17 protein-coding genes are annotated in these 18,394 nt (G+C 71.9%); 12 read left to right on the top strand and 5 right to left on the bottom strand.

Annotation, left to right across the window (positions count from 1 at the left end; translation table 11 throughout):
* The first annotated feature begins 50 nt into the window (after positions 1–50).
* The 3 genes from ACIP93_RS29990 (at position 51) to ACIP93_RS29980 (ending at position 4,523) form a co-directional block, all read left to right on the top strand.
* Complete coding sequence (locus ACIP93_RS29990) at positions 51–2,564, top strand: DEAD/DEAH box helicase (protein WP_401763641.1); 2,514 nt, start codon at positions 51–53, stop codon at positions 2,562–2,564.
* Positions 2,565–2,588: 24 nt separating this feature from the next.
* Positions 2,589–3,479 carry an acyl-CoA thioesterase II gene (locus ACIP93_RS29985; protein ID WP_345225397.1) on the top strand — a complete coding sequence of 297 codons (891 nt, stop codon included), beginning with the start codon at positions 2,589–2,591 and terminating at the stop codon, positions 3,477–3,479.
* Positions 3,480–4,034: 555 nt separating this feature from the next.
* A complete protein-coding gene (locus ACIP93_RS29980; RefSeq protein ID WP_345225395.1) occupies positions 4,035–4,523 on the top strand; it encodes a glutathione peroxidase in 489 nt (162 codons plus the stop codon).
* An 83-nt stretch (positions 4,524–4,606) separates the two neighbouring features.
* Here ACIP93_RS29980 and ACIP93_RS29975 read toward each other — a convergent pair whose 3' ends face one another.
* Together ACIP93_RS29975 and ACIP93_RS29970 are read right to left on the bottom strand one after the other, a co-directional pair.
* Complete coding sequence (locus tag ACIP93_RS29975) at positions 4,607–5,050, bottom strand: hypothetical protein (RefSeq protein ID WP_401763638.1); 444 nt, start codon at positions 5,048–5,050, stop codon at positions 4,607–4,609.
* A gap of 157 nt (positions 5,051–5,207) precedes the next feature.
* Positions 5,208–6,437, bottom strand: a complete 1,230-nt coding sequence (locus ACIP93_RS29970; protein ID WP_401763636.1) for an acyl-CoA dehydrogenase family protein — start codon at positions 6,435–6,437, stop codon at positions 5,208–5,210.
* 144 nt (positions 6,438–6,581) lie between these two features.
* Between ACIP93_RS29970 and ACIP93_RS29965 the strand changes: the two genes are divergently transcribed.
* On the top strand, positions 6,582–7,235 hold the full coding sequence (locus tag ACIP93_RS29965; RefSeq protein WP_345225388.1) for a TetR family transcriptional regulator: 654 nt from the start codon (positions 6,582–6,584) through the stop codon (positions 7,233–7,235).
* A 79-nt stretch (positions 7,236–7,314) separates the two neighbouring features.
* Here the strand turns inward: ACIP93_RS29965 and def are convergent, their stop codons facing one another.
* A complete protein-coding gene (def, locus tag ACIP93_RS29960) occupies positions 7,315–7,860 on the bottom strand; it encodes a peptide deformylase (protein WP_345225386.1) in 546 nt (181 codons plus the stop codon).
* Between the two features lie 172 nt (positions 7,861–8,032).
* Between def and ACIP93_RS29955 the strand changes: the two genes are divergently transcribed.
* The 5 genes from ACIP93_RS29955 to ACIP93_RS29935 all read left to right on the top strand — a co-directional run bounded on the left by ACIP93_RS29955 (position 8,033) and on the right by ACIP93_RS29935 (position 12,522).
* A complete protein-coding gene (locus tag ACIP93_RS29955) occupies positions 8,033–9,271 on the top strand; it encodes a MurT ligase domain-containing protein (protein WP_345225383.1) in 1,239 nt (412 codons plus the stop codon).
* A gap of 42 nt (positions 9,272–9,313) precedes the next feature.
* Positions 9,314–10,042 (top strand): glutamine amidotransferase, encoded by a 729-nt coding sequence (locus ACIP93_RS29950; protein WP_345225381.1) that lies wholly within the window; start codon positions 9,314–9,316, stop codon positions 10,040–10,042.
* Positions 10,043–10,185: 143 nt separating this feature from the next.
* Positions 10,186–11,211, top strand: a complete 1,026-nt coding sequence (locus tag ACIP93_RS29945; RefSeq protein WP_401763631.1) for a 6-phosphofructokinase — start codon at positions 10,186–10,188, stop codon at positions 11,209–11,211.
* A gap of 96 nt (positions 11,212–11,307) precedes the next feature.
* The gene (locus ACIP93_RS29940; protein WP_345225377.1) at positions 11,308–12,273 is read left to right on the top strand and encodes a cytochrome c oxidase assembly protein; all 966 of its coding nucleotides are present in this window, start codon (positions 11,308–11,310) and stop codon (positions 12,271–12,273) included.
* An 87-nt stretch (positions 12,274–12,360) separates the two neighbouring features.
* The gene (locus ACIP93_RS29935; RefSeq protein ID WP_401763697.1) at positions 12,361–12,522 is read left to right on the top strand and encodes a hypothetical protein; all 162 of its coding nucleotides are present in this window, start codon (positions 12,361–12,363) and stop codon (positions 12,520–12,522) included.
* Between the two features lie 27 nt (positions 12,523–12,549).
* Here ACIP93_RS29935 and ACIP93_RS29930 read toward each other — a convergent pair whose 3' ends face one another.
* On the bottom strand, positions 12,550–12,945 hold the full coding sequence (locus ACIP93_RS29930; RefSeq protein ID WP_401763628.1) for an SSI family serine proteinase inhibitor: 396 nt from the start codon (positions 12,943–12,945) through the stop codon (positions 12,550–12,552).
* Between the two features lie 169 nt (positions 12,946–13,114).
* Between ACIP93_RS29930 and ACIP93_RS29925 the strand changes: the two genes are divergently transcribed.
* A complete protein-coding gene (locus ACIP93_RS29925; RefSeq protein ID WP_401763625.1) occupies positions 13,115–14,113 on the top strand; it encodes a YdcF family protein in 999 nt (332 codons plus the stop codon).
* Positions 14,114–14,202: 89 nt separating this feature from the next.
* On the opposite strand, the gene ACIP93_RS29920 is transcribed toward ACIP93_RS29925, so the two are convergent.
* Positions 14,203–15,651, bottom strand: a complete 1,449-nt coding sequence (locus tag ACIP93_RS29920; protein ID WP_401763622.1) for a purine-cytosine permease family protein — start codon at positions 15,649–15,651, stop codon at positions 14,203–14,205.
* Positions 15,652–15,718: 67 nt separating this feature from the next.
* On the opposite strand from ACIP93_RS29920, the gene ACIP93_RS29915 reads away from it, so the two are divergent.
* Entirely contained in the window at positions 15,719–16,363 is a 645-nt protein-coding gene (locus ACIP93_RS29915; protein ID WP_401763620.1) for a TetR/AcrR family transcriptional regulator, read from the top strand.
* A gap of 277 nt (positions 16,364–16,640) precedes the next feature.
* Positions 16,641–18,266 carry an amidohydrolase gene (locus ACIP93_RS29910; protein WP_401763617.1) on the top strand — a complete coding sequence of 542 codons (1,626 nt, stop codon included), beginning with the start codon at positions 16,641–16,643 and terminating at the stop codon, positions 18,264–18,266.
* Positions 18,267–18,394: the final 128 nt, after the last annotated feature.

The following is an 18,394-nucleotide window of genomic DNA, read 5'->3' as shown; positions in this document are numbered from 1 at the left end:
CATACCCTCCGGTTCCGCGATCCGTACCGGCACCGGGCAAGATGGGGGGCGTGACCCTCATCGATCAGCTCCCGCCGAACGCCGACCCCGACACCCTCTTCGAGGCCTTCTCGACCTGGGCCGAGGGGCAGGGCATCGCCCTCTACCCGGCGCAGGAAGAGGCGCTGATGGAGGTGGTCACCGGCGCGAACGTGATCCTGTCCACGCCCACCGGCTCCGGAAAGAGCCTGGTCGCGGCGGGTGCGCACTTCACGGCGCTGGCCCAGGACAAGGTCACCTTCTACACGGCGCCGATCAAGGCCCTGGTCTCGGAGAAGTTCTTCGACCTCTGCAAGCTCTTCGGCACCGAGAACGTCGGCATGCTCACCGGCGACGCCTCGGTGAACGCGGACGCCCCGGTCATCGCCTGCACGGCCGAGGTGCTGGCCTCGATCGCGCTGCGTGACGGCAAGTACGCCGACATCGGCCAGGTCGTGATGGACGAGTTCCACTTCTACGCGGAGCCCGACCGGGGCTGGGCCTGGCAGATCCCGCTGCTGGAGCTGCCGCAGGCGCAGTTCGTCCTGATGTCGGCCACGCTGGGCGACGTCTCGATGTTCGAGAAGGACCTCACCCGGCGCACCGGCCGCCCGACGGCGGTCGTACGGTCGGCGACCCGGCCGGTCCCCCTGTCGTACGAGTACCGGATGACGCCCATCACCGAGACGCTCACCGAGCTGCTCGACACCCGGCAGTCGCCGGTCTACATCGTGCACTTCACGCAGGCGGCGGCCGTCGAGCGCGCCCAGTCGCTGATGAGCATCAACATGTGCTCCAAGGAGGAGAAGGAGAAGATCGCCGAGCTGATCGGCAACTTCCGCTTCACCACCAAGTTCGGCCAGAACCTCTCCCGCTACGTCCGCCACGGCATCGGCGTGCACCACGCGGGCATGCTGCCGAAGTACCGCCGCCTGGTGGAGAAGCTGGCGCAGGCCGGTCTGCTCAAGGTCATCTGCGGTACGGACACCCTCGGTGTCGGCGTCAACGTACCGATCCGCACCGTGCTCTTCACGGCGCTGACCAAGTACGACGGGACCCGGGTCCGCACCCTGCGCGCCCGTGAGTTCCACCAGATCGCCGGGCGGGCCGGCCGGGCCGGGTTCGACACGGCGGGCTTCGTCGTCGCGCAGGCCCCCGAGCACGTCGTGGAGAACGAGAAGGCGCTCGCCAAGGCGGGCGACGACCCGAAGAAGCGCCGCAAGGTGGTCAGGAAGAAGGCCCCGGAGGGCTTCGTCGCCTGGTCGGAGTCCACCTTCGACAAGCTGATCGGCTCCGACCCCGAGCCGCTGACCAGCCGTTTCCGGGTCACACACACCATGCTGCTGTCGGTGATCGCACGTCCGGGCAACGCCTTCGACGCGATGCGCCACCTCCTGGAGGACAACCACGAGCCGCGCAAGGCGCAGCTCCGCCACATCCGCCGGGCCATCGCCATCTACCGCTCGCTGCTCGACGGCGGCGTGGTCGAGCAGCTCGACACGCCCGACGCCGAGGGCCGGATCGTACGGCTGACCGTCGACCTCCAGCAGGACTTCGCACTGAACCAGCCGCTGTCGACCTTCGCGCTGGCCGCCTTCGACCTCCTCGACCCCGAGTCGCCGTCGTACGCGCTCGACATGGTGTCCGTCGTGGAGTCGACGCTGGACGACCCCCGGCAGATCCTGGGGGCGCAGCAGAACAAGGCGCGCGGCGAGGCCGTCGGCCAGATGAAGGCGGACGGCGTCGAGTACGAGGAGCGGATGGAGCGCCTCCAGGAGGTGTCGTACCCCAAGCCCCTGGAGGAGCTCCTGTGGCACGCGTACAACGTGTACCGCAAGAGCCACCCGTGGGTCGGCGACCACCCTGTCTCGCCGAAGTCGGTCATCCGTGACATGTACGAACGGGCCATGACCTTCGCCGAGTTCACCTCGCACTACGAGCTGGCGCGCACCGAGGGCATCGTGCTGCGCTACCTGGCGGGCGCGTACAAGGCCCTGGAGCACACCATCCCCGACGACCTGAAGTCGGAGGACCTCGAAGACCTCATCGCGTGGCTCGGCGAGCTGGTGCGCCAGGTGGACTCCTCACTGCTCGACGAGTGGGAGCAGCTCGCGAACCCCGAGGTGGAGACCGCCGAGCAGGCGCAGGAGCGGGCCGACCAGGTCAAGCCGGTCACGTCGAACGCCCGCGCCTTCCGGGTCCTCGTGCGCAACGCCATGTTCCGCCGGGTGGAGCTGGCCGCGCTGGACAACGTGCACGCGCTCGGCGAGCTGGACGCGGAGTCCGGCTGGGACGAGGACGCGTGGGGGGAGGCCATGGACGCCTACTGGGACGAGCACGACGACCTGGGCACGGGCCCGGACGCGCGCGGCCCCAAGCTGCTGATCATCGAGGAGGACGCGGCGCACGGGCTGTGGAAGGTCCGCCAGATCTTCGCCGACCCGGCGGGCGACCACGACTGGGGCATCAGTGCCGAGGTCGACCTCGCGGCGTCGGACGAGGAGGCGCGCGCGGTCGTGCGCGTCACGTCCGTCGGCCAGCTCTAGCCCTACCCAGCGAAGGAACTCACGATGACGAATCCGGCCGAGAGACTCGTCGATCTGCTCGACCTGGAGCAGATCGAGGTCAACATCTTCCGCGGCCACAGCCCGCAGGAGCACCTCCAGCGGGTGTTCGGCGGGCAGGTCGCGGGCCAGGCGCTGGTCGCCGCGGGCCGCACCACCGACGGCGACCGCCCGGTGCACTCGCTGCACGCGTACTTCCTGCGCCCGGGCCGCCCCGGGGTGCCGATCGTCTACCAGGTGGAACGGGTGCGCGACGGGCGTTCCTTCACCACCCGCCGGGTGACGGCCGTCCAGCAGGGCCGGACGATCTTCAACCTGACGGCCTCCTTCCACAAGCCGGAGGAGGGCGGCATCGAGCACCAGCTCCCGCCGCGCCGCGAGGTGCCGCCGCCGGAGTCGCTGCCGTCGGTGGCCGAGGAGATCCGCGCCCACCTGGGCTCGCTCCCGGACGCGCTGGAGCGCATCGCCCGCCGCCAGCCCTTCGACATCCGCTACGTGGACGGCCTGCGCTGGACGCGCGAGGAGATCGAGGGGGCGGAGCCGCGCAGCGCGGTGTGGATGCGGGCGGTGGGCCCGCTGGGCGACGACCAGCTCGTCCACACGTGCGCGCTGGCGTACGCGAGCGACACCACGCTGCTGGACGCGGTGCGCCTGCCGGTCGAGCCGCTGTGGGGCTCGCGGAACTTCGACATCGCGTCGCTGGACCACGCGATGTGGTTCCACCGTCCGTTCCGGGCGGACGAGTGGTTCCTGTACGACCAGGAGTCCCCGATCGCCACGGGCGGCCGGGGCCTGGCGCGGGGCCGGATCTACGACCGGGAGGGCAGGCTGCTCGTCTCGGTCGTCCAGGAAGGGCTGTTCCGCACCTACGAAGCACCTCAGGGCTCCGACGGCTGAGCGGTGCCGGGCAGGCCGGAAGCGACCGGCGGCGGCACTCCTGCCGCCGCCGGTACGCCGGACGGCCGGGCCGATCAGGAGGACTTGGCCGCCCCCGGCCCGCAGGTCCTGGGCCCAAAGGCCGAGCCGTACCGGATCCGGAGGATGATCCCGAACCGCGTACGCGAGCGCGGGCAGGCGGTCCTCGGAGGCGAGCCGCTCGAACTCGGCCGTCGGCTCCCGGCGCAGGCGCGGATCACGCACATCCGTACTCATGGAACGAGCGTAGGACGCACCACTGACAACACCCCTCGCCCGCCTCGCGCGAGGGACCTCCGGGCCTCCCCCGCCGGCCGCACCTCGGCGCCCGTCGCTCCCGTGCCGTTCGGGGTGACCAGGACGCCCGGAGCACGAGGGGCGGGGGCCCGGCCTCTCCCCGCCGGGGCTCCCGGGACTCTCGGCAGCCCCCGGAGCCTCGGGGCTCCCGGGGGGCGACTGCCCGGCCCGGGCACCGCGGGGGTTAGCCTGCGGCTGGTCTCCGACGATTCCCGCCGGACGCAACAGGAGGAGCGGCTCATGAGCCTGTACGACATCCCGCTGCACGCACTGGACGGCACGCCGACGAGCCTGTCCGCCCACCGGGGCAAGGCCGTCCTGATCGTCAACGTCGCGTCGAAGTGCGGCCTCACCCCGCAGTACACGGGCCTGGAGGAGCTCCAGAAGACCTACGCCGACCGCGGCTTCACGGTCCTCGGCGTCCCGTGCAACCAGTTCGCGGGCCAGGAGCCCGGCAGCGCGGAGGACATCGCCGCCTTCTGCTCCGCGAGCTACGGCGTCACCTTCCCGCTCCTGGAGAAGACCGAGGTCAACGGCGAGCACCGCCACCCGCTCTACGTCGAACTGACGAAGACCGCGGACGCGGAGGGCGAGGCCGGGGACGTGCAGTGGAACTTCGAGAAGTTCCTCATCGGCACGGACGGCGCACCCGTGGCCCGCTTCCGCCCGCGTACCGAGCCGGGTGACACCGTGCTCGTGTCGGCCATCGAAGCCCATCTGCCCGCCTGACCCCGACGGCTCGACGGCTCGACGGCTCAGTGGCTCGACGGCTCAGTGGCCCACGGCCCGGAGCCCCGGCATGGGCGCCTTCTTCACGGAGACAGGCGCCCATGCCGTCCGCGCTCGGCTCCCGCCGGGCCACGCTGTCCCGGCTCCCTCAGAAGCTCCGCGTGCGCTTCGAGCAGCGGCACGTCGGCCGGCTTCGCACGGATGACCCCCTGGGGGTGCTGGTTGGCCAGGGCGGCGAGGGGAACCGGGCGGTCGTAGAGGGCCCCGGTCGCCTTCGCATTCAGTACGGTGCTGACCTTCCAGGGGTAGCGGGCGTCCCCCGGCTCCTCCTTCGGGACGGCCGCCACCACTGTCAGGGCGGCGATCTCCTTCACCGGTGTGGCGAAGTAGATCCAGATGCGGTCCCCCGGCTCCAGGTAGCGGCGTGCGGCCAGGCACAGCACCATCTCCGGCCGCGTCGCGGCGAGTTCACGCACGTACTCCTTGGTCTCCGGTTCGCCGCCCGCGCTCGCCAGGGTGGGATTCACGCAATAGATCCAGTCCTGCATGACGTGCACTCACTTCTGCTCGGGGGCGGCGGGGGCCGTACGGATTCACGCACCGCATCCGCAAGTGCCCGCTCGCCGCAGGACTACCCCTCCCCCGCCCGAGCGAAGCACACCCCGCCCCCGCCGGCCCCGCGCCCTAGCGGATCGGCATGCCCGACAGCGTCCGGGCGATGACCAGGCGCTGGATTTCGCTCGTGCCCTCGAAGATCGTGTAGATCGCGGCGTCCCTGTGCATCCGCTCCACCGGGTACTCGCGGGTGAAGCCGTTGCCGCCGAGGATCTGCACGGCCTGGGCCGTGACCTTCTTGGCGACCTCGCTCGCGTAGAGCTTCGACATCGAGCCCTCCGCCGCCGTGAACGGCTTCCCCGACACGGCCATCCAGGAGGCCCGCCAGACCAGCAGCCGGGCGGCGTCGATCTGGGTGCGCATGTCGGCGAGCTGGAAGGCGATGCCCTGGTTGTCGATGATGGGGCGCCCGAACTGCTCGCGCGTCCTGGCGTAGTCGAGGGCGACCTCGTACGCGGCGCGGGCCGTGCCGACGGCCATCGCGCCCACCGCCGGGCGGGAGGCCTCGAAAGTCGCCATCGCGGCGTTCTTGACGCGTTCGCCGCCGCCGTTGGCCGCCCGCTCGCGGGCCCGGGCCAGCCGCTCGTCCAGCTTCTCCTTGCCGCCGAGCAGACAGGAGCCGGGGACGCGTACGTCTTCGAGGACGACCTCCGCCGTGTGCGAGGCGCGGATGCCGTGCTTCTTGAACTTCTGGCCCTGAGACAGGCCGGGGGTGGACGGCGGGACGATGAAGGAGGCGTGTCCCTTGGAGCCGAGGGAGGGGTCGACGCAGGCGACGACGACGTGGACGCTCGCGATGCCGCCGTTGGTAGCCCACGTCTTGGTGCCGTTGAGCACCCACTCGTCCTTGGCCTCGTCGTAGACGGCGCGGGTGCGCAGGGCGGCCACGTCGGAGCCCGCGTCCGGCTCGGACGAGCAGAAGGCGGCGACCTTCACGTCGTTCGCGTCGCCGTACATCTGCGGTATCCAGGTGCCGATCTGCTCCTCGGTGCCGTTGGCCAGGACGCCGACGGCGGCCAGACCGGTGCCGACGATGGACAGCGCGATGCCCGCGTCACCCCAGAAGAGCTCTTCCATAGCCATGGGGATGCCCAGGCCCGTAGGGTCGAAGTACTGCTGTGCGTAGAAGTCGAGCGAGTAGATTCCGACCTTGGCGGCCTCCTGGATGACGGGCCAGGGCGTCTCCTCGCGCTCGTCCCACTCCGCGGCGGCCGGACGGATCACGTCCGCGGCGAAGCCGTGGATCCAGTCGCGGACCTGCTTCTGGTCATCGTTGAGATCGAGCGTGAACTCGGCCATGTCCCCTCCAGCACCTGCACGTTACTTGCGGTAACCCCGAGTGTGTTACCCACGGGTAGCCCCTGTCAACAGTCGGCTGTCACCGGGCAGTGTTACGTTGCGCGGGGGTCACGGAACGGAATCACCTGGGCGGGGAGAGCACCGATGGAGTCCACACAGCAGGCGTCAGCGCAGCGGTCGAGTGCCGAGGCCCGGCGGCGCGAGCTGCTCGAAGCCGCGGACCGGGTGGTCCTGCGGGACGGTCCGCAGGCCTCCATGAACGCCATAGCCGCCGAGGCCGGCATCACCAAGCCGATCCTCTACCGGCACTTCGGCGACAAGGGCGGCCTCTACCGGGCCCTCGCCAAGCGGCACACCGACGCCCTGCTGGCCGCGCTGCGCGCCGCCCTGGACGCCCCCGCCGGACGGCGCGAACGCGTGGAACGGACCCTCGACACCTACCTCGCGGCGATCGAGTCCCGCCCGCAGGTCTACCGCTTCCTGATGCATCCGGCGGAGGACGCCGCCGCCCCGGCCCCCGAGCAGGGTTTCGACGTGGGGCGGCACTCGGCGCCGCTGCTGCGGCGGATGGGCGAGGAGTTGGCCGAGGTGATCGCCGAGCGGGTGGACCTCGGGCCCGACAGCGAGCAGCTCGCCCGGGTCTGGGGGCACGGGATCGTCGGGATGATGCATGCGGCGGGCGACTGGTGGCTCGGCGAACGCCCCTGCTCCCGGGCGGAGTTGGTGAGCAGCCTCGCCGACCTCCTGTGGGGCCGGCTCGCCGCCGCGGGCGACCGCCCGGGCGGACCGGGCTTCTAGGCCGGCCGGAGCGGCGTACCGGGAACCACGCGGCCGGCCGCGCCGCCCCCGCACGGACCCGCGCCCGCCCGCCGAAGCCCTACGGCGTACGCCCCCACTTCGCCCTGCCCGCCCGGCGCAGCACCTTCGCCCTGCGCCATCCGGTGAGGCGGTCCGGGTAGACCATGCCGTCCAGGTGGTCGCACTCGTGCTGGAGGCAACGGGCGAAGAACCCGGTGCCGGTGACCGTCACCGGCGCGCCCGTCACCGTGAAGCCCTCGACCACCGCGTGGTCGTGGCGCGGGGTGCCCGCCTCCAGGCCGGGGAGGGACAGGCAGCCCTCGGACCCCCGTACGACCAAGCCGTCCGCCTCCACCAGACGCGGGTTGACCACGTGGCCGAGGTGGCGCACCTCCTCGTCGTCCGGGCAGTCGTAGACGAAGACCCGCAGGGACTCCCCCACCTGGTTGGCGGCGAGGCCGACGCCCTCGGCCGCGTACATCGTCGCGAACATGTCCTCGACCAGGCGCGCGAGCGCCGCGTCGAAGGCGGTGACGGGCTCGCACGGCGCGTGCAGGACGGGGTCGCCGAGCAGCGTCATCGGGCGTACGGTGCCGGAACTGCCGGGAATGGGGCGGTGTCGCATGGCCGTAAGCGTACGTTCCGCCGCGCGTCCCGTACCGTCGAGGCTGGTCCGCGCCCTCGCCCACGGGTGCCGCGGTTCGGGCGTACAGCGGGACCTCGATAGGCTGAGCCCGGACTGTTGACCGGTGGACCTGGGGCAAGTGCGGCGCCGGATGCAAGGAGGATCAGTGACGATGGCAGGCAACACGGAGCCGTTGTCGCCGCGGGCCAAGCTGGCCGTGACGGCAGGCAAGGCCGCGGCGGCGGTGTCCCGCGCCGCGGGACGCGGCAGCGGTTCGGTGATCGGCGGAAAGGTCGCGCTCAGGCTCGACCCGGACCTGCTGGGACGACTGGCGAACCACCTGGACGTGGTGCTGGTCTCGGCGACCAACGGCAAGACGACGACGACTCGCCTGATCGCGGAGGCCCTGCGGGCCAGCGGTCCGGTCGTGTCCAACGCGCTCGGCGCGAACATGCCCGCGGGCATCACCTCCGCCCTCGCCGGCGGCTCGGACGCCAAGTACGGCGTCATCGAGGTCGACGAGAAGTACCTCGCCGGGGTGGCCCGTGACGTGACGCCCAAGGTGATCGCGCTGCTGAACCTCTCGCGCGACCAGCTCGACCGCGCCGCCGAGACCCGCATGCTCGCCGAGAAGTGGCGCGAGGGCCTGGCCGGTTCCAAGGCCGTCGTCATCGCCAACGCCGACGACCCGCTGATCGTGTGGGCGGCGTCCTCGTCGCCGAACGTGGTGTGGGTGGCGGCCGGCCAGGAGTGGAAGGACGACGCCTGGTCGTGCCCCTCCTGCGGCGGTGTGATGCAGCGTCCGGGCGACGACTGGTTCTGCGGCGAGTGCGGCTTCCGCCGCCCGACGCCGAGCTGGGTGCTCTCCGGCGACCACGTCCTGGACCCGCACGGCTCCGCCTGGCCGATCCACCTCCAGTTGCCGGGCCGCGCCAACAAGGCGAACGCGGCCACCTCGGCCGCCGTCGCGGCGACCTTCGGGGTGCCGCCGCAGGTGGCGCTGGAGCGCATGTACCAGGTGCAGGCGGTGGCCGGACGCTACGACGTGGTCCAGTTCCAGGGCCGTGAGCTGCGGCTGCTGCTGGCGAAGAACCCGGCCGGCTGGCTGGAGACGTTCTCGCTGATCAACCAGCCGCCGACGCCGGTGATCCTGTCCGTCAACGCCCGCGGCGCGGACGGCACCGACACCTCCTGGCTGTGGGACGTCGACTACACCCGGCTCGCCGGTCACCCGATCTTCGTCCTCGGCGACCGCAAGCTGGACCTCGCGGTGCGCCTGGAAGTGGCGAACCTCCAGTTCCGGGTCTGCGAGACGCTGGACGAGGCCGTGCAGTCGGCGCCGCCCGGGCTGATCGAGACGATCGCCAACTACACCGCGTTCCAGGACCTCCGCCGCCGCGTCGGCAACTGACCCGCGCCGCAACTGACAGAAACCGCAGGGACCATGACTCGAATGAACGACAGCAGTCTGCGGCTGGTCTGGATCTACCCGGACCTCCTCAGCACGTACGGCGACCAGGGCAACGCCCTCGTCGTCGAGCGCCGGGCCCGCCAGCGCGGCCTCGACGTGCAGCGGGTCGACGTACGCAGCGACCAGCCGGTGCCCACCTCGGGCGACATCTACCTGATCGGCGGCGGTGAGGACCGTCCGCAGCGCCTGGCGGCCGAGCGGCTGCGCAAGGACGGCGGGCTCAGCCGCGCCGTGTCCAACGGCGCGATCGTCTTCTCGGTGTGCGCCGGGTACCAGATCCTGGGCCACGAGTTCATCAACGACCTCGGCCAGCGCGAGCAGGGCCTCGGCCTGCTCGACGTCATCTCCACCCGCGGCGAGGGCGAGCGGTGCGTCGGCGACGTGCTCGCGGACATCGACGCCCCGCTGAACCTCCCGCAGCTCACCGGCTTCGAGAACCACCAGGGCATCACCCACCTCGGCCCCACCGCCCGCCCCTTCGCCCGCACCCGCCTCGGCAAGGGCAACGGCACCGGCGACGGCACCGAGGGCGCGTACAACGACACGGTGTTCGGCACGTACATGCACGGCCCGGTGCTCGCCCGCAACCCGCAGATCGCGGACCTGCTGCTGAAGCTGGCCCTGGACGTGAACGCGCTGCCGCCCACCGACGACCGCTGGTACGAGGCGCTGCGCGCCGAGCGCATCGCCAGCGCCACGCAGCCCGCCTGACACGGGCTCAGCGGGCAACGGTACGAACGTCCAACTGCCGGACGTCCGGTTCGGTCCCGTCACCCAACGCTTGTAGGGTGACGGGACCCCGCCCGGACGACGTGGTCCGGTCATTCGGCCCACGTTGCAAAGGTTTTCGCGCCATGCGCATTGGTGTCCTCACCTCCGGCGGCGACTGCCCCGGCCTGAACGCCGTCATCCGCTCCGTCGTCCACCGTGCCGTCGTCGACCACGGCGACGAGGTCATCGGTTTCCACGACGGCTGGCGGGGCCTGCTCGACTGCGACTACCGCACCCTGGACCTCGAAGCCGTGAACGGCATCCTGGCCCGCGGCGGCACCATCCTCGGCTCCTCCCGCGTCCAGCCCGCGCACCTGCGCGGCGGCATCGAGCAGACCCGCGGCCACGTCGCCGACCTCGGCCTCGACGCGATCATCCCGATCGGCGGCGAAGGCACCCTCAAGGCCGCCCACCTGCTCTCCGAGGCGGGGCTGCCCATCGTCGGCGTGCCGAAGACGATCGACAACGACATCGCCTCCACCGACGTCACCTTCGGCTTCGACACCGCCGTCGGCGTCGCCACCGAGGCCCTGGACCGGCTCAAGACCACCGCCGAGTCCCACCAGCGCGTGCTGATCGTCGAGGTCATGGGCCGGCACACCGGCTGGATCGCCCTGCACTCGGGCATGGCGGCCGGCGCGCACGCCATCGTCGTGCCCGAGCGGCCCTTCGACATCGGCGAGCTGACGGAGCTGGTCGGCAAGCGGTTCTCGGCGGGCAAGAAGTTCGCGATCGTGGTCGTCGCGGAGGGTGCGAAGCCGCGCGAGGGGTCGATGGAGTTCAACGTCGGCAAGAAGGACCAGTACGGGCACGAGCGCTTCGCCGGGGTCGCCAACCAGCTCGCCATCGAGCTGGAGGAGCGCCTGGGCAAGGAGGCCCGCCCGGTGATCCTCGGCCACGTCCAGCGCGGCGGCACCCCGACCGCGTACGACCGCGTGCTCGCGACCCGCTTCGGCTGGCACGCGGTGGAGGCGGCGCACCGCGGCGAGTTCGGCATGATGACGGCGCTGCGCGGCACGGAGATCCAGATGGTGCCGCTGGCCGGCGCCGTCGAGGAGCTCAAGACCGTGCCGGCGGCGCGCTACGGGGAAGCCGAATGCGTGCTGTGACGACGCCGCGCTCCTGAGAGCCGCCCCCGGTCGCGGTCGCGGCCGGGGGCGGCTCTACTCTGGACCGGACAACCGGCACGAATCAGGAGTCAGCGGATGGACCACAGCGGGCACGGCATGAACATGGACCTGCCGCCGTTCACGCTGGGACGGGGCCTGGAGCTCTCCCCCGATCCCTTCTTCCTGGTCGGCTGCCTCGCGGCGCTCGCCCTGTACGGGTGGGGCGTGGCGCGGCTGCGCGGGCGCGGCGACGACTGGCCGGCCGGCCGCACCGTCTTCTTCGTGACCGGCGTGCTCACCGTGCTCCTGGTGATGTGCACCAAGCTCAACGACTACGGCATGGTCATGTTCAGCGTGCACATGGTGCAGCACATGATCGTCAGCATGCTCTCGCCGATCCTGCTGCTGCTCGGCGCGCCGGTCACGCTCGCGCTGCGCGCGCTGCCGGTGTCGGGGCGCGGCCGCAAGGGGCGCAAGGGGCCGCGCGAGCTGCTGCTCGCGCTCCTGCACAGCCGCTACATGAAGATCATCACGCACCCGGCCTTCACCATCCCGCTGTTCATCGCGAGCCTGTACGGCTTCTACTTCACCCCGCTGTTCGACATGCTCATGGGCAACCCGGTCGGGCACGTGGTGATGATGGTGCACTTCCTGGCCGTGGGTCTGGTCTTCTTCTGGCCGATCATGGGCGTCGACCCGGGGCCGCACCGGCCCGGTTACGTGATGCGGATGCTGGAGCTGTTCGCGGGGATGCCCTTCCACGCGTTCTTCGGCATCGCGCTGATGATGGCCTCGCAGCCGATGGTGGAGGCGTACAAGAACCCGCCCGCCTCGCTGGGCATCGACGCGCTCGCCGACCAGAACGCGGCGGGCGGCATCGCCTGGGCGTTCAGCGAGATCCCGTCCGTGCTGGTGCTGATCGCGCTGGTCTTCCAGTGGTACCGCTCCGAGCAGCGCGTGGCGCGGCGCTCGGACCGGGCGGCGGACCGGGACGGCGACAAGGAGCTGGCGGAGTACAACGCGTACCTGGCCTCGCTCCGGGCGCGCGGCAGCCAGTCCTAGCGCGACACACCGGTGACCGCACGGCTGTAGCGGCGGCGCGCCCCGGCGGGCGACGATGACCCTCCACTCCGAGGTGAGGGGGCGTGCGTGAACAATTCGCCGAAGTCGATGGGGGCGCTGACCGTCGGGATGCTGGTCGTGGTGACCGCGTACACGGCGGCGCTGGGCAGCAACGGCTGGCTGTGGTTCGGCTGGGTGGTGCTGCTGCTGGCCACCGTGGGGACGATCGCGACCAGGCGGGGCCGCTGATCCCGGCGGCCCCGCCTGGTGGCGGACTCAGAAGCGGAAGACCGGTCCCGTCGCCGCGTCGAGTTCGCACGCGTTGGGGAAGGTCTTCTTCCAGTGCGCGGTGCGCCCGCGCCAGGTGCCGTCCGCCGTGGCGGTCACCGGGTCGTACTGCTTGGAGCACGGGTGCGGGTCGCCGGGCAGCGCGTCGAAGTCGCCGCGCGCCCAGGTGAGGTCGTCGCAGGCCGCCCGGGCGGCCGGGTGACCGCCGCCGACCGGGGAGGAGCAGTGCAGGCCGACGCCCCTGATCCAGGTGTTCCCGGCGCCGCTGACGGTGAGCAGCAGGCCGTGCCGGGGGGCCGGGTGGGCTTCGGCGACGGCGGTGGCCGCGGGGGCCAGGGCGAGCAGAGCGGCTGCCGCGAGCGCGGTGGTGCGGAGGGGGTGCATGTGTCTCTCCGGAGGACGGGAGCGGGGGTGTCCGCACGAGCGCACCCGCCGTACCGCCCCGGCCGCAACGGGCCACGCCGTGCGGGTCGCCCGCCCGGAGGATGTCCTTGGGCCGTCCGGCCGCACGGAATCGGGTCCGGGACGTCCGGCGGTGACGTACCGTAATCCCATGATCGTCTTTGTTCCGGCCGGGATCTTCCTCCTGGCGCTGGTGGTCGGCATGCTGCGCGACCGACGCCGGCTGCGCAACGGTTTCTATCTGGTCTTCGCCCTGTTCTTCACGCTGGTGGGAGTGATGCTGAAGACCGGGCAGACGCATCCGCGTCTCGCGGTGGCCTTCGCCGGGGTGCTCCTGGTGCTGGCGCTGCTCTCCGCGCTGGTGCTGGCGTGGTTCCTGGTGCGCAACGGACTGACGATGCTCCGCAAGGAGGGGCGCAGCCTGGGCAATCTGCTCTCGCTGCTGGCGGGCCTGGGCATGATCGGCCTCGGTGCGATGCTGATCGCCTCGCTCGCGACGGGTTCGCGGGCGCTCAGCACGGTGACGGTGGTCGCGGTGCTGGTGGTCGGTTACGTATCCTTCCTCTTCACCTGTTTCCTGCTGTACGCGCTGCTGTACGGCTGGTTCAAGCCGCGCGGCCGCATCGACTTCGTGGTGGTGCTGGGCGCCGGGCTGATCCGCAACCAGGTGCCGCCGCTGCTCGCGGGCCGCCTCGACAAGGGCCTGAAGGTGTACGAGTCCCAGCTCGCCGCCGGGGGCAGCCCGATGCTGGTGACCTCGGGCGGGCAGGGTCCGGACGAGGACCGGCCGGAGGGGCAGGCGATGGCCGAGTACCTGATCGCGGCGGGCGTGCCGGGAGACCGGATCATCCAGGAGACGCAGTCGCGGACCACCGAGGAGAACCTCGCGTTCAGCGGCGCCCTGATGCGGGACGTGGACCCGGGCTACCGGTGCGTGGTCGTCACGAACAACTACCACGCCTTCCGCGCCGCCCTGATGGCCCGCAAGACCGGCATCAACGGACAGGTCGTGGGCTCGCGGACGGCCCGGTACTTCTGGCCGAGCGCGATCATCCGGGAGTTCGCGGCGGTCTTCATGCAGCACAAGGTGATCAACTTCGGGATGTGCGCCCTGCTGGCGTTCACGGGCGCGCTGACCGGACTGGTGTGACCGGCCGGAACGTCACCGGGTGCGGGCCGCCCCGCCGCCCGCACCGGACGCCGCCCGCACCGGGGCGGGCGGCGGGGCCGGGCGCGGCGTCAGGAGGCGGGCGCCTGTGACCTGAGGTCGCGGGCCAGGACCGCGTACAGCAGCGCGGAGACGACCAGGCCCGCGGGCAGGGCGAGGTCGATGCCGCCCAGGGCGCGGGCGATCGGGCCGGTGTAGAGGTTGTTGACGCAGAGGGCCGCCACGACGACGCCGGCGGCCAGGGCCACCGTGCCGGCCGGGTTGAAGCCGCCGGTGAACCAGTAGGGACCGCCGGGTGACTCGTCCAGCAGGGCGCGGCCGTCGTAGCGGTTGCGGCGCAGCACGATGTCCGTGGCGTACACGGCCATCGCGGGGCCGACGATGACGACGGTGAGTTCCAGCATGTGGTTGACGGTGTCCAGGAAACCCGCGGTGAGCAGCCCGTACAGCGTCAGGGCCACCGCCGCCAGGCCGTCCACGACCACGCTGCGGGAGCGGCGGATGCGGATGCCGACGGCCTGCAGGGCGAGGCCCGCGCTGTACGAGGTCAGGGCGTTGATGGCGATGGTGCCCAGGACCAGGGCGAGCAGCAGGACCGGGCCGAACCAGCCGGGCAGGATCTGCCGCAGGCCCGCCTGCGGGTCCGCCATGTCGACGGTGGTCGCGGCGAGCGCGCCGAGGCAGCCGACCGCCGCTCCGGGCAGGAAGCCGCCGAGCGCGGTCCAGCCGACGACGGCCCGGGGGGAGGTGGTGCGGGGCAGGTAGCGGGAGAAGTCGGCGCTGGTGGTGTAGGAGAGCGGGCCGGACCCGATGAGGGTGAAGCCGCCGATCAGGACGGCCCACAGCGCGGCCCCGGAGAGGGGTTCGGCCGGTGTGTAGGCGTAGTCGGTGTGCTGGAACACGGCGACGGCGACGACGGCGAAGACGGCGGCCAGGGCGAGCGTGATCGGCAGGTACAGCTTCATGATCATGGCGTGGCCGTAGACGCCGATGGTCAGCGTGAGCGCCGCGATGACGATCACCACGACGACCTTGACGAAGGTGTTGGCGGTGACGCCGGCCATCTCGACCAGGGCAAAGGCGGCCGAGGCGGCGGCGGCCAGGTTGATGGCGAAGTAGCAGACGGAGATCAGCCAGCCGACGATCGCGTTGTTCACGCGGTTGCCGAGGACTCCGTAGATGGCGCGGGTGATGACTTCGCTCGGCGTGCCCGCCGCGGGACCGGATGTCGCGAGCAGTCCGGTGAGCAGCCAGAGCAGGTTGCCCGCCACGATCACGGCGAGGGCCTGCCCGAGGGAGAGGCCCATGAGGATCAGGGCGCCGCCGGTCACCAGGTTCAGGTAGGAGACGTTGGCGGCCGCCCAGACGGAGAAGAGCCGTCGGGGGTGGCCGTGGCGTTCGCCGTCCGCGATGTGGTCGATGCCGTGGGCTTCGACGCGGACCGCGCGTTCGGAGGGTGGCCGGGGCTCCGCGCCCTTCGCGTGGGCGTCTGACTTCGGTTCGGGAATCGTGGACGCCATGGGGCCCCTCCAGTGTGCTGTTCACCCCTGCTTGCTTGTTGGTCGCACACTCAATAGCATCGATTCCATGCCGTCAAGCATTCAGAACAAGCGAATCCGCAAATCTCCGGCCTCCCGACGTGCGGAAATCGTTGCGGCGGCCTCTGTTGTCGCACTGGCCGAGGGACTGGAGCGGATCACGCTGCGGCGGATCGCCGACGAGCTGTCCGTACGGCCGGGCCTGATCAGCCATTACTTCCCCGCGGTGGAGGATCTGGTGGCGGAGGCGTACGGCAGCGCGGCCGACGCGGAAATCGAAGAGCTGCTGCCCGCCGACCGGGCGGGCGCGACCCCGACGGAGCACCTGGCGCGCTTCCTCCGGCGGGCCGCCGGGGAGGCGTACGACGACGTCAGCCGGCTCTGGCTGAACGCCCGTCACCTCAGCCGCTACCGGCCGGCGCTGCGCGAGCGGGTCGCCGAGCAGGAGAACGCCTGGCGCGACCGGCTGGTGGCGCTGATCCGCGACGGAGTGGCCATCGGCGAGTTCCGTACGGAGGACCCTCTGGTGTCGGCCATCCAGATCATGGTCGTCCTCGACGGCCTCGGCATGCTCGTCAACGGCATCTCCCCGGCCGAGGACCCGCCGGAGATCAAACGCCTGCCGCTGACCACCGCGGAGCGGGTGCTGGGCCTGCCCGTCGGCGCGCTGTCGGCCGTGGAGGTCACGGACTGACGGCGCCCCCGCCCGCGAGCGTCCCCCGGACGCAAACGGACCGACGGTGCCCGGCCCGCCCGCAGGCAACCCCGGACTCGAACGGACTGAGGGCACCCGGCCCGCCCGCAGGCAACCCCGGACTCGAACGGAGTTGACGGCACCCGGCCCGCCCGCCCGCAAGCGGACCCGGACCTCAGGGCCCCGCCGGCTCCGTTCCGCCGGTGGCTTCCGGCGACGGACGCCACCTCGAACACCTCACCCCCCTTCCGAACCGCCCGCCTCCCAAGGAGCCCTCGTGCGCACCACCCTGATCCTCCTCTCGGCCCGCCTGCTCGACCCGGCGACGGGCGGCTTCCTGCCGCACACCGCGCTCGCCGCGGCGGACGGGCGCATCACCGCCCTCGGCGACGACCGGGAGATCCGCGCGCTGGCGGACGACACGACCACGGTGATCGACCTGAAGGGCGCGGTCGTCACCCCCGGTCTGGTCGACGGCCACATCCACCCGGTCCACGGCTCCGAACTCACCAGCGGCCTCGACCTGTCCGGCTGCACCGACCTGGAGCAGACCCGGCAGGCCCTCGCCCGCGCCGTACGCGACCTGGCGCCCGGGGCGTGGCTGCACGCCTGGGGGCTCGACCCGAACGTCTTCGGCGAACTCCCCGTCGACACGGCCCCGTTCGACCAGGTGCTGGGCGACGTCCCCGCGTTCCTGCTGCTCTTCGACGCGCACTCCGCGCTGGCCAGCCGCCGCGCGCTGGAACTCGCCGGGGTGGACGGGCCCCGTACCTTCGACCAGGCCACCGCCGACGTGGTGTGCGACGCCGACGGCCGGCCCACCGGCCTGCTCCTGGAGGACGCCGCCTGCGAACTCGTCGAGCGCGTCGCCCCGCAGCCCACCCGTGAGGAGCGGCGCGACCGGCTCGCGGCGGCCCTGCGCGCCATGGCCGCCGCCGGGCTCACCGGCGGTCACGCCATGGACGCCAACGGCGACAGCCTCGAACTCGTCGCGGAGCTGGCCGAGGCGGGCGAGCTGCCGCTGCGGCTGCGGATCGCCCCCTGGTGCCAGCCCGGCACCGACGCCGACGGAGTGCGCGCCCTGATCGAGCAGCAGGGCACGGGCGGCCGGCTGTGGGAGGTAGCCGGGGTCAAGATCTTCATGGACGGGACCATCGACAACGGCACCGCCTGGCTGGAGCAGCCGGACTGCCACGGCGAGTCCCGGCACGCCTTCTGGCCGGACCCCGAGGAGTACACCCGCCTCGTGGCCACCCTGCACCGGGCGGGCGTCCCCACCGCCACCCACGCCATCGGTGACGCCGCCGTACGTCACGTGCTGGACGCCGTCGAGAAGGCGCAGGCCGAGTTCGGGCCCGGGCCGCGGCACCGGGTGGAGCACATCGAGACCGTCCCGGACGACACGCTGCGCCGCTTCGCCGAACTGGGCGTGGTGGCCTCCATGCAGCCCACCCACTGCTGCGACTTCACCCGCGCCGACCACACCGACAACTGGTCCCGCCGCCTGGGCGAGCCGCGTGCCTCGCACGCCTGGCGCTGCCGCGACCTGCACGACTCGGGCGCGGTGGTGGCCCTCGGCTCCGACTGGCCCATCGCCCCCTTCCCGCCGCTGGGCGTCATGGCGGGCGCGGTCCACCGCCGCCCGTCCCGTGACCTCACCCAGGCCCCGCACGGCCCGGAGCAGGCGCTCACCGCCCTGGAGGCGCTGCGCGGAATGACCGTCAACGCGGCGTACGCGGCCGGTGAGGAGGACGCGGCGGGCCGGCTCGCCGTCGGCCACCGCGCCGACCTGACGGTCCTGGCCGCCGACCCGCTGACGGTCCCGGCGACGGAACTGGCCGACGTGCCGGTGCTGCTGACGGTGGTGGACGGCGCCCCGACACACCGCGCCGCGGAACTGTGAGACGCCGCCCGGCCCTCCCCCGGGAACCCGCGTGACCGCGAACGGTTTCGGGACGCGCTACCCGGACATACACTGAGCGCCCCCGAAAATAGCCCTGACCAGCAGGAAGACAGCCCACAAGGCAGTCC

The sequence above is a fragment of the Streptomyces sp. NPDC088745 genome (assembly GCF_044751045.1).
Lineage (GTDB): Bacteria > Actinomycetota > Actinomycetes > Streptomycetales > Streptomycetaceae > Streptomyces > Streptomyces cremeus.
Note: the sequence above shows the minus strand (reverse complement) of the source record. Positions and strands in the feature narration are given on the sequence as shown.